This window comes from Bacillus sp. NEAU-Y102, from assembly GCF_054788175.1.
On record NZ_JBTWFK010000006.1, the window covers coordinates 218469 to 229988 of the forward strand.

General features: G+C 38.6%; 11 protein-coding genes. 1 reads left to right on the top strand and 10 read right to left on the bottom strand.

Going from position 1 to position 11520, the window contains the following annotated elements:
- Positions 1–167: 167 nt before the first annotated feature.
- The 7 genes from ACYFX0_RS17215 to spo0F form a co-directional block, all read right to left on the bottom strand.
- The gene (locus tag ACYFX0_RS17215) at positions 168–755 is read right to left on the bottom strand and encodes a thymidine kinase (protein ID WP_000280851.1); all 588 of its coding nucleotides are present in this window, start codon (positions 753–755) and stop codon (positions 168–170) included.
- Between the two features lie 108 nt (positions 756–863).
- Positions 864–1109 (bottom strand): type B 50S ribosomal protein L31, encoded by a 246-nt coding sequence (locus tag ACYFX0_RS17220; protein WP_000643435.1) that lies wholly within the window; start codon positions 1107–1109, stop codon positions 864–866.
- Positions 1110–1613: 504 nt separating this feature from the next.
- Positions 1614–2885, bottom strand: coding sequence for a transcription termination factor Rho (gene rho / locus ACYFX0_RS17225; protein WP_001053903.1), 1272 nt, complete (start codon positions 2883–2885; stop codon positions 1614–1616).
- A 358-nt stretch (positions 2886–3243) separates the two neighbouring features.
- On the bottom strand, positions 3244–4209 hold the full coding sequence (gene glpX / locus ACYFX0_RS17230; protein WP_000442340.1) for a class II fructose-bisphosphatase: 966 nt from the start codon (positions 4207–4209) through the stop codon (positions 3244–3246).
- Positions 4210–4325: 116 nt separating this feature from the next.
- A complete protein-coding gene (gene murA, locus ACYFX0_RS17235) occupies positions 4326–5615 on the bottom strand; it encodes a UDP-N-acetylglucosamine 1-carboxyvinyltransferase (RefSeq protein WP_000413248.1) in 1290 nt (429 codons plus the stop codon).
- Positions 5616–6096: 481 nt separating this feature from the next.
- Positions 6097–6954 (bottom strand): class II fructose-bisphosphate aldolase, encoded by an 858-nt coding sequence (locus ACYFX0_RS17240; RefSeq protein ID WP_001131856.1) that lies wholly within the window; start codon positions 6952–6954, stop codon positions 6097–6099.
- A gap of 210 nt (positions 6955–7164) precedes the next feature.
- Positions 7165–7533 (bottom strand): sporulation initiation phosphotransferase Spo0F, encoded by a 369-nt coding sequence (gene spo0F / locus ACYFX0_RS17245; protein WP_000398594.1) that lies wholly within the window; start codon positions 7531–7533, stop codon positions 7165–7167.
- Between the two features lie 201 nt (positions 7534–7734).
- On the opposite strand from spo0F, the gene ACYFX0_RS17250 reads away from it, so the two are divergent.
- The gene (locus ACYFX0_RS17250) at positions 7735–8259 is read left to right on the top strand and encodes a DUF2529 domain-containing protein (protein ID WP_000912391.1); all 525 of its coding nucleotides are present in this window, start codon (positions 7735–7737) and stop codon (positions 8257–8259) included.
- 40 nt (positions 8260–8299) lie between these two features.
- Here the strand turns inward: ACYFX0_RS17250 and pyrG are convergent, their stop codons facing one another.
- The 3 genes from pyrG to ACYFX0_RS17265 form a co-directional block, all read right to left on the bottom strand.
- Positions 8300–9907, bottom strand: a complete 1608-nt coding sequence (gene pyrG, locus ACYFX0_RS17255) for a CTP synthase (RefSeq protein ID WP_000170448.1) — start codon at positions 9905–9907, stop codon at positions 8300–8302.
- Positions 9908–10164: 257 nt separating this feature from the next.
- Positions 10165–10698 (bottom strand): DNA-directed RNA polymerase subunit delta, encoded by a 534-nt coding sequence (rpoE, locus tag ACYFX0_RS17260; protein ID WP_001009774.1) that lies wholly within the window; start codon positions 10696–10698, stop codon positions 10165–10167.
- Between the two features lie 155 nt (positions 10699–10853).
- The gene (locus tag ACYFX0_RS17265; protein WP_000238594.1) at positions 10854–11483 is read right to left on the bottom strand and encodes a TetR/AcrR family transcriptional regulator; all 630 of its coding nucleotides are present in this window, start codon (positions 11481–11483) and stop codon (positions 10854–10856) included.
- Positions 11484–11520: the final 37 nt, after the last annotated feature.

Here is an 11520-nt window from a genome sequence, read left to right on the forward strand (position 1 = left end):
ATCGCAGGCCATTGGAGCTCTCGACCTTGAAGCGCTTTTTGCTTCGAGCGAGAGAGTGAAATGGCCGGAGATTCTAGCCGCTGGAGCTAGATAATATTTAAAAGCATAAGCGGCTCACACCACCCACACTCTCTATTCTGAAAAAAACCCGCCTTGCGCAGCGAGTTTTACTTGTCTTTGTTTGTAGGAACTGCATGACAATGACGACATCGTGGTTCATACGATTCTGAAGCCCCAACTAAAATAATCGGATCATCAAATGCCGCTGGTTCTCCATCAATTAATCGTTGTGTACGACTTGCCGGAGATCCACATGCAGAACATACTGCTTGTAGCTTTGTCACATGTTCAGCAATTGCCATCAGCTGAGGAACTTGTCCAAATGGTAGACCACGGAAATCTTGGTCTAAACCAGCTACAATGACACGATAGCCACGATTTGCCAATACTTGCACCACTTCCACAATGTCCCCATCAAAGAATTGTACCTCATCGATTGCAATTACATCCATATCTTCAGTGATATGTTCAAATATATCTTTTGAAGCTGAAACAGGAACTGCTTTTACCTTTAATCCGTTATGTGATACAACGTCTTCTTCACTATAGCGATTATCAATACATGGTTTAAATACAATTGCATGTTGTTTTGCAAATTGCGTACGGCGCACACGGCGGATTAACTCTTCTGATTTACCAGAAAACATACTACCGCAAATCACTTCAATCCAGCCATTTTGATTTATTAAGTACATGAAGCTCTCCTTTCGTCTACTTTTTAGTTAAAAGTAGGGTAAAGGTATAATATTTTCACAAAAAAAACAGACAAGCGAATACATACACTTGCCTGTTTTATGTTTTTATTACTTGATACCGTATTTCTTATTGAAGCGATCAACGCGTCCGTCTGCAGTAGCAAACTTCTGACGTCCAGTGTAGAATGGGTGAGAATCAGAACTGATCTCAACTTTTAGTAATGGATAAGTGTTACCATCTTCCCACTCAACAGTTTCGCTAGAGCCTTTAGTAGACCCGCTTAAGAATTTGAAGCCTGTGTTTGTGTCCATGAATACAACTTTCTTGTAATCTGGGTGAATTCCTGCTTTCATTCTTTTCATCTCCTTCCGCCCTGAATCATTTTCGAAACAGAGTTTTTCATCTTCAGCTGCATACACAACTATATTGATGAAACACATATGATGAAATTATAACAAGGCTAACTTCATTTTGCAACTACCTGTTTTTGTCTTTTGAAATTTAAAGTGGCTTGGGCTCGCTCAGCTCTGACCAGCTAAGGTTCTTTCGCCCTAAAGGTGCTTTTTACCTTTCGGGCGGAAGGTTCTTAGATGCGAAGAGCTAGCCACCGGAACTGGATATCACTTAAAAATCCAGGACACTTCACACCCTCTCACTTGAGGCGCTTTTTGCCTCATAGAAAGACGCGAAGCCACCTACCATTCTAGCCGCTGGAGCTAGATATCACCTTAAAGTTGAGGGGGCTCGTTCTGCTCTAACTAGCTAAGGTTCTCCCACTTATTTCTCTCTTTAATATCACCTAAAAGGCATAAGAAAACTCGCTTACTATAAAATAAGCGAGTCCCAATCTTTTCCCTTTACTTAGTTGTTACATACCTTTTAGAGTCTGCAACAATGTTTTGTAAAAATTCTTCGTTTGTCTTCGTTTGACGAAGCTTACGTAAGAAACTTTCAACAAAGTCTGGTGTATCACGCATTGTTTTACGAATGCCCCATAACTTGTCTAAGTGCTCTTTTGGAATTAATAGATCTTCTTTACGTGTACCAGAACGACGAATATCAATCGCTGGGAAGATACGACGTTCAGCTAACGAACGATCTAAGTGAAGTTCCATATTTCCAGTTCCTTTAAATTCCTCGTAAATAACATCGTCCATACGAGATCCTGTATCAACAAGGGCTGTTGCTAAAATCGTTAAGCTACCGCCTTCTTCAATATTACGTGCAGCTCCAAAGAAACGCTTCGGTCTATGGAAAGCCGCTGGGTCGATACCACCCGATAATGTTCTACCACTTGGCGGAATAACTAGGTTGTAAGCTCGCGCTAAACGGGTAATACTATCCATTAAAATGATAACATCTTTTTTGTGCTCTACAAGACGCATTGCACGTTCTAACACAAGTTCAGCTACTTTAATATGATTTTCTGGTACTTCATCAAAAGTAGAACTTACAACGTCACCCTTAACAGAACGCTCAATGTCTGTTACTTCCTCTGGACGCTCATCAATTAAAAGAACAATTAATTCTGCTTCTGGATGATTTGTTGTAACACTGTGTGCAATTTCTTTTAATAGACTTGTTTTACCAGCCTTTGGAGGCGCAACAATTAAACCACGTTGTCCAAATCCAACTGGTGCGATTAAATCCATGATACGTGTCGGTAACTTTTTCGGTTCCGTTTCCAATTTCATTTGGCGATCTGGGTATAATGGTGTTAATGCAGGGAAATGCACACGCTCTTTTGCTGAATCTGGATCATCTCCGTTTACAGCTTCAACTTGTAATAACCCAAAATAGCGTTCATTTTCTTTCGGAGGTCGTACTTTACCAGAAACTTTGTCTCCATTACGTAAATCGAAACGACGAATTTGCGAAGCTGAGATATAAATATCTTCTGAGCTTGGAGAATAGTTGATAGGACGTAGGAATCCAAATCCTTCTGATTGAATAATTTCTAATACGCCTTCCATGAAAAAGAAACCTTCTTTTTCTGCTCGAGCTTTCAAAATAGAAAAGATTAACTCTTTTTTCGTTAACTTGCTATAATACGAAATCTTAAATTCTTTCGCAAGCTCGTATAACTCTTTTAATTTCATGTTTTCTAATGCTGCAATTGACAAATTCATTCAGACACCACACTTTAACGTTATTCTCTTTTTTCATGGGTAAAGGGAAAAATACGGAAGGCAAATAATTAATAATGAAAGGCAATAAGTTCAAGTAGGGTAATATTCACTATTGTAACCCTTTTATCTAGTTTTAATCAATACGTTGGAACACAAATACAAGAAGCGAAGACAAGAAAATTTGTCTTCGCTTCTTATTTAGTTTAGTTCCAGCTCCGATAGTTAAAAAGATCGACCATTTTAACCTTTCTGAACGAGCCGCTTACGCTTTTTATTTAATCCAGCTTCAGCAGCTAGAATGGTCGGTCGCTAGAAGGGTCAGTCATTTCACCCCTTCTGAGCAAGCCACCTCCGCTTTTTACTTAATAACCAAGTTCGGTTTTTTATTTAAGCTATGACGACCATCTACGAAGCGAACTGTGCCTGATTTCGCACGCATAACAAGAGATTGCGTTGTTCCTACGCTACCTTTAAATTGAACACCGCGTAATAGTTCTCCATCTGTTACACCTGTTGCTGCAAAGATTGCATCGTCACCTTTTACTAAGTCCTCCATACGAAGGATACGATTAATGTCTTCTATGCCCATTTTTTTACAACGCGCTAATTCAGCTTCGTTTTGTGGCAATAGTTTTCCGTGAATTTCTCCACCTAAACATTTTAAAGCAACTGCTGCTAATACACCTTCAGGTGCTCCACCAGATCCAAATAAAATATCTACACCTGTACGATCAAACGCTGTATTAATCGCTCCAGCTACATCTCCATCATTAATTAATTTAATACGAGCACCAGCTTTACGAATTTCTTCGATAATTTCTTGATGACGTGGGCGATTTAAAACTGTCGCTACAACATCTTCAATATCTTTATTTTTCGCTTTCGCAACTGCACGTAAGTTATCAATAATAGGCGCATCAATGTCGACCGCCCCAACTGCTTCTGGGCCAACCGCGATTTTATCCATGTACATGTCAGGAGCATGTAACAAATTACCATGGTCTGCAATTGCAATAACAGCAAGAGCATTCCAGCCACCAGCTGCTACGATGTTTGTCCCTTCTAAAGGATCAACTGCAACGTCTACACGTGGTCCATATCCTGTACCTAATTTCTCTCCGATATATAGCATTGGTGCTTCATCCATCTCACCTTCACCAATTACAACTGTACCTTTCATCGGAATTGTATCAAATACATCACGCATAGCTGATGTTGCTGCACCGTCTGCTTCATCTTTTTTCCCGCGCCCCATCCAACGCGCTGATGATAATGCTGCAGCCTCTGTTACACGTACTAACTCCATAGATAAACTTCTTTCCACAATAATCCCTCTCCTTTAAGTCTTTATATTTCTGCCGTATTTTGTGAACCGTGTTTTTCTATAAAGTGTACTTCCGCAAGTAGTGATGCTTCGCTTCCCCCTTGCGGAAGTATCACTTATGCGTTCTTCATCTCTTCAATTTCTTGTTTTGTCATCTGTTCTCGCCAAATGTTTGCTCCAAGCCCTTTAAGCTTGTCCACTATATTCTCATAACCTCGATCAATATGCTCAAGTCCTGTTACTTCTGTAATCCCATCTGCCATTAACCCTGCAATAACAAGTGCCGCTCCCGCTCGTAAATCACTCGCCTTCACTTTTGCACCTTGCAGTAACACAGGACCAGTTACAATTGCCGAACGACCTTCTACTTTAATTTGAGCATTCATACGACGTAATTCATCAATGTGTTTGAAACGGGCACCGTAAATTGTATCTGTTACAACTCCCGTCCCGTGCGCTTTTGTTAAAAGCGTCGTAAACGGCTGTTGTAAATCTGTTGGAAAACCTGGATATACAAGCGTTTTGATATCAACTACTTTTAACTTTCTATTACCGTTCACCGTAATTTGATCATCGTTCGTTTCAACTTGAACACCAGCTTCTCTTAGCTTTGCAGTAACTGATTCTAAGTGCTGAGGAATAACGTTATCAACCGTTACTTCTCCTCCTGATGCAGCTCCTAGAATCATATACGTACCAGCTTCGATACGATCTGGGATGATAGTATGGTGACAACCATGTAAAGAGTCCACACCATCTATTCGGATTACATCTGTACCAGCACCTTTAATACGTGCTCCCATGCTTGTTAACAATGTAGCTACATCAATAATCTCGGGCTCTTTCGCTGCATTTTCAATAACAGTTCTACCTTTCGCTCGTACAGCTGCTAGCATAATATTAATCGTAGCTCCCACACTAACAACATCTAAATAAATACGTGCTCCATGTAGTTCATCTGCCCTTAAATAGATGGCACCTTGTTCATTTGTAACATGTGCACCCAGCGCTTCAAACCCTTTAATATGCTGATCAATTGGCCTCGGTCCTAAATGACATCCACCCGGAAGCCCAATAACAGCTTTTTTAAAACGGCCAAGCATCGCACCCATTAAATAATAAGAAGCGCGCAACTTTTTCACTTTTCCATTTGGCAAAGGCATTGCAACCATGTTAGAAGGATCGACTACCATCTCTTCCTCCTGTCCATAAGTTACTTTCCCTCCAATTTCCTCTAGTAAGTCTCCTAACATTTTCACGTCCGAAATATTAGGGACACCACCAATAGTTACTGGAGTATCTGCTAAAATTGTCGCTGGAATTAATGCAACGGCACTGTTCTTTGCACCGCTTACTCGAATTGTTCCATTTAAAGCTCTTCCGCCTTCAATTAGCAATTTTTCCATATTGAGCTCCCTTCTTGTGAATGTATTTACTTTCTATATTTTTATAGAAAGCTCCCCTTAAGAATCTCAATTACTCTTTCCATCCCAAAACTCAATAAAGTGAAACTTTAATTAGTCGGGGGTGTTTATCCCCCACTGGTTATTAGTTGAACCAATCGGGCTTTTACGGGCAGTTGACCCCCACCTAACTTCTTTGCTTCCACTAAATTTTGAGGTGGGGGTCTTACTGCCCTTTAATGCGGGATAAATAGGAAACCATTATCTTCATTTCTCCTGTAGCACGAATAGATAAAGATCAACTATTCATCGAATTCACTTTATCAATTTAGATACGTTATCACATTTATTAATAGGACTATGCACATTATTTTCTATTTAAAAACCAAAAATGATAAAATCTTTCGACTTGTTCACGCTTTCATTATACAACGAAAGGAAACCGTCTAAAAGACTAGACGGTTTCCAAAACGGAATTTTATTCTTACGCTTTACCGTTAGAACCGAACTCACGCATTTTACCAGCAACAGTTGCTTTAATAGCGTCGCGGCCAGGTCCGATAAATTTACGAGGATCGTAAACTTCTTGGTCTTTGTTTAATACTTCACGAACAGCTTTTGTAAACTCGATTTGGTTCTCAGTGTTTACGTTGATTTTTGAAGTACCTAAAGAGATAGCTTTTACGATATCAGCAGTTGGGATACCAGTACCACCGTGTAATACTAAAGGTACGCCAGTGAAGTCACGAACTTGTTCCATTTCAGCGAATCCTAAGTTAGGCTCACCTTTGTAAGGACCGTGTACAGAACCTAAAGCTGGAGCTAGGCAATCGATACCTGTTGCTTCAACAAGGTGCTTACACTCTGCTGGATCAGCGTAAATTACGCCTTCAGCGATTACGTCGTCTTCTTGTCCGCCAACTGTTCCAAGCTCAGCTTCAACAGATACGTTACGAGCGTGTGCGTATTCTACTACTTGTTTAGTAGTTTCAACGTTTTCTTCGAATGGGTGGTGAGAAGCGTCGATCATTACAGATGTGAAACCTGCATCAATTGCTTCTTTACATTTTTCGAAGCTTGAACCATGGTCAAGGTGAATCGCTACAGGAACAGTGATGTTCATTTCTTCGATTAAAGCTTTAACCATAGCTACAACTGTTTTGAAACCAGTCATATGACGAGCTGCACCCTCAGATACACCTAGGATTACAGGAGATTTTTCTTCTTCCGCAGCAGCTAAGATAGCTTGAGTCCACTCTAAGTTGTTCATGTTGAATTGACCAACTGCGTATTTTCCTTCTAGTGCTTTGTTTAGCATTTCTTTCATAGAAACTAAAGGCATGGTGAATCCTCCTAAAAAACGTTTTTTGTATCCGATAAGTTCTTATCGCTGGTAGTATGACCAGAATAAGGTAAAATATGTATATCTACATACCGGACTTTTTTCTACACTCAATAGGATAACAACTTGTACTCAAAAACTCAACCGTATTCACCTGCACAATAGTCCATGTAAACGCTTTTTTCCATATTTTTTATAAAAAATTCATTTTTACGCCTCTACAGCGAGCTCATTTCTCACAGCTTGACGAATTTCATCAATATCAAATGGTTTAGCAAAATGCATTAAAGCACCTAAATCTTTTGCTTCTTGGATCATATCAAGCTCTCCATAAGCAGTCATTAAAATGACTTTAATACTCTCATCAATTTCTTTTACATGCTTTAAAATCTCTATACCATCCATGCCTGGAATTTTCATATCTAATACTACTAAATCCGGATTATCTTTTTTCACGATATCTAAAGCTTGAAATCCATTCGCTGCTTGGAATGTCTGATAACCTTCTTTTTGGAACACTTCATGTAATAACACACGAATCCCATATTGATCATCAACGATTAAAATTTTACCTTCCATAATTCCCAACCTTTCTGTGTAAGTACAAGATTTAAAGCTTCTTATATCTTAACGATTTATTTTCGCTATTCTTTGGCAAATTCCTTCCTATTCTTTCTTATTTTACCGTTTCCTATTTTGTTATGCTACCCTACGATTTCACCTTTCTAAAAAAATAAACTATAATGAAAGCCGGCAAACACGTACGAAGGGAGTAACATTATGTTAAAAATTTTTTCAACTCAATTAAGTGGTTATTTCTCCAGAGTTTCTCAAAAAGAAGAAATGAATATAGAAGATAGCGCTCGTTTACTTGCTCAAGCACTAATTGGCGATGGTTTCATTTATTTATATGGTACAAATGAAATGGATGGTGTTGTTACCGAAGCACTATTCGGTGCTGAACCAATGAAGCAAGCAAAACGCTTATTTGAAAATGGTAAAGAAGCAGAAGTAACCTCTGCGGATCGTGTACTTCTTATTAGCCGTTTTTCAACAGATGAAGCAGTTGTAGAAATTGCAAAAAAACTACAAGAAGAGGGACACTCTATTGTCGGCATTTCTGCTCTTCAAGAAGGTACGAAATCACTGGAACAATATACAGACGTACATATTGATACAAAACTGTTAAAAGGCCTTATTCCAGACGATGAAGGTAATCGCTACGGGTTCCCAAGCTTAATAGTGGCTTTATTTGCTTATCACGGAATCAAATTTACAATCGATGAAATGTTAAACGAATATTAAAAAAAAGCGCCGTCACTTTAAAGTGACGGCGCTTTTTTTATTACTTGCTCTCTTTATTCGTAATAGAAGCTCTTACGAAGTCATGGAACAATGGTTGTGGACGGTTTGGACGAGAAACAAGTTCTGGGTGGAACTGTGCTGCTACGAACCAAGGGTGGTCTTTTAATTCAATGATTTCAACTAGACGACCGTCTGGGCTTGTACCAGAGAATACGAATCCTTCTTTTTCCATATCCGGACGGAACTGGTTGTTGAACTCATAACGATGACGATGACGCTCATATACAACCGGCTCATTATAAGCATTGTAAGCATTTGTTTCTTCAGAAAGCTTACATGGGTATAGACCAAGACGAAGTGTACCACCTAGGTCCTCTACATCTTTTTGTTCTGGTAATAGGTCAATGATTGCGTATGGTGTATCAGGGTTAATTTCAGAAGAGTTAGCACCTTCTAAACCTAATACATTACGTGCGAATTCGATTGATGCAAGTTGCATACCTAAGCAAATTCCTAAGAATGGAACTTTGTTTTCACGAGCATATTGAATCGCAACGATTTTACCTTCTACACCACGATCGCCGAAGCCACCTGGTACAAGGATACCATCTGTGTCTCCTACTAATTCTTGTACATTTTCTGCTGTTACGTGCTCAGCATTTACCCATTTTACTTCTACATCTGTATCGAATGAGTAACCAGCATGACGAAGTGCTTCTACAACAGAAATATATGCATCTTGAAGTTCTACATATTTACCAACAAGAGCGATTTTTGTTTTCTTAGAAAGGTTACGTACCTTGTTAACTAGCGCAGTCCACTCTGTCATATCTGCAGCTGGATTGTCTAATTTTAAGTGATCACAAACGATTTGGTCCATGTTTTGTTCTTGAAGAGATAATGGAACCGCATATAAAGTATCTGCATCGCGAGCTTCGATAACTGCTTTTGTATCGATGTCACAGAATAATGCAAGCTTGTCTTTCATATCTTGAGAAACAGGAAGTTCTGTACGAACAACGATAATATTTGGTTGAATACCTAAGCTACGAAGTTCTTTAACACTATGTTGTGTTGGTTTTGTTTTCATTTCACCCGCTGCTTTTAAGTACGGGATTAACGTACAGTGAATGTACATTACATTGTCACGACCGATGTCGCTCTTAATTTGACGGATTGCTTCTAAGAATGGTAGAGACTCGATATCACCAACAGTTCCACCGATTTCTGTAATAACAACATCCGCATTTGTTTCACGGCCAGAACGATATACGCGCTCTTTAATTTCGTTAGTAATGTGAGGAATAACTTGAACTGTTCCTCCTAAATATTCACCGCGACGCTCTTTTTGAAGAACTGAAGAGTAAATTTTACCTGTTGTTACGTTGCTGTATTTGTTTAAGTTAATGTCGATAAAACGCTCATAGTGACCAAGGTCTAAGTCAGTTTCTGCGCCATCATCTGTTACGAATACCTCACCGTGTTGGTATGGGCTCATAGTCCCTGGGTCTACGTTAATGTATGGATCAAACTTTTGAATCGTTACATTTAAACCACGATTTTTTAAAAGTCTTCCAAGAGATGCTGCTGTAATACCTTTTCCTAAAGACGATACTACACCGCCTGTTACAAAAATATACTTAGTCATGAAAAAGCTCCCTTCTATTTTGCTGTTATATAATCACCGTTGCAAAGCGCAACGTATGTAGATAACACTGTATCCATCTTATTGTTAGACTCTTTTTATTTTCTAAACAAAAAACAAAAAAGAAAATTGCTCCCCTCATCACATAAAGTAATAAGTAGGGAGCAATTTTCTTTTATATTTACACTTTAAAAGTATTATCGTCCTTTTTTAAAGAGCCCAAAAATGATTCTACATGGACGATAATGAAAAGTCAAGAACTACAGTTCTTCCTCTTCTTCTTCAGTTTCATCATACTCAAGTTCTTCTTCAGCGAAGTCGTCTTCTTCATCTTCTTCTAAATCATCAAGATCGTCGTCATCTCCGTCTTCTTCTTCAAGAACCTTGTCCAAATCTTCTACATCATCTTCTTCGTCTGCATTTCCGTCTGCATCGTCAAAGTCATCTTCATCTTCTTCAATGTAGTCGTCAAAACCGTCTTCTTCAACTTTACGTTTCTTCTTCGGTTTTGGCTGCGGTAAGATTTCTTCATCAATTTGCTCATATGGGTACCAGCTGCGTAGTCCCCAACGATTTTCTCCTAAATTAATGAAACGTCCATCGATGTTTAAATCTGTATAAAATTGTGCGAGTTTCGCATTAACTTGCTCTTGAGATAGTCCCAGCACTTGAGCGATTTCTTGAACCAACTCGTTGAATGTCGTTGCTTGTCTTTTATCCCCTAAAACGCTATGTACAACTTCAATCATTGAACATTCTTTTAGCTCTTCTGGTGAATATTGCTTAAAATTCACTTATGCGGCACTTCCTTTCATCAAATATAACCTTATATATAACGGTCTGCTTAAAAAAATCCATACTATTCATTATAAACAAAAGTCGCACAAATATGCTACAAAAAAAACGGGAAACTTTTATATGGTAATAAAATTAATAATTTGTCTGTTCCTTATTTCGGAAGCATATGGGCACCTTGCAACACATACCTAATTTGCATTTCTGTATATTCTTCAAGCGTATACAGTTTTTGCAGCGCCCAGCGTCTAAACCCCCACATTTGTCCTTGTATAAAAATATTATGTGCAAGAAGCTGTATTTCTTTTTTATTTAATATAAACGTTCCATTTTCCGTACACTGTTCTAAAATATCCTCAAACATTCCTACCATTTGAAACTCTTTTTCTAATACATATGGGAGAGATTCTTTCGGTAAAAAACGTACTTCTTGATACATAATTAATACTTCTTCTTGTAATTCGTCCATCACTTTAAAGTAATTCGTTATCGCTATCTTTAAACTTTCTATACTCCCTTTTTCTGTACATACTACTTCCTCTAATCGTTCTTTTACATGTTCATATATACTATCACAAACTAAATACAAAACATCATCTTTTGTACGAATGTACTCATAAAGTGTCCCTATACTAAATCCCGCCGCTTTTGCAATCTCTCTCGTTGTTGTACGCGGAAATCCTTTTTGTTTAAACAGTTGCACCGCACCTTTAATCATTTGTTCACGTCTTAACGCAACTAATTTTTCATCTTTCACCGATGCATGTACATTATGTTTAACCATTACCTTCACCTCTCTCTATTATTTTTTGGAAGGAAAA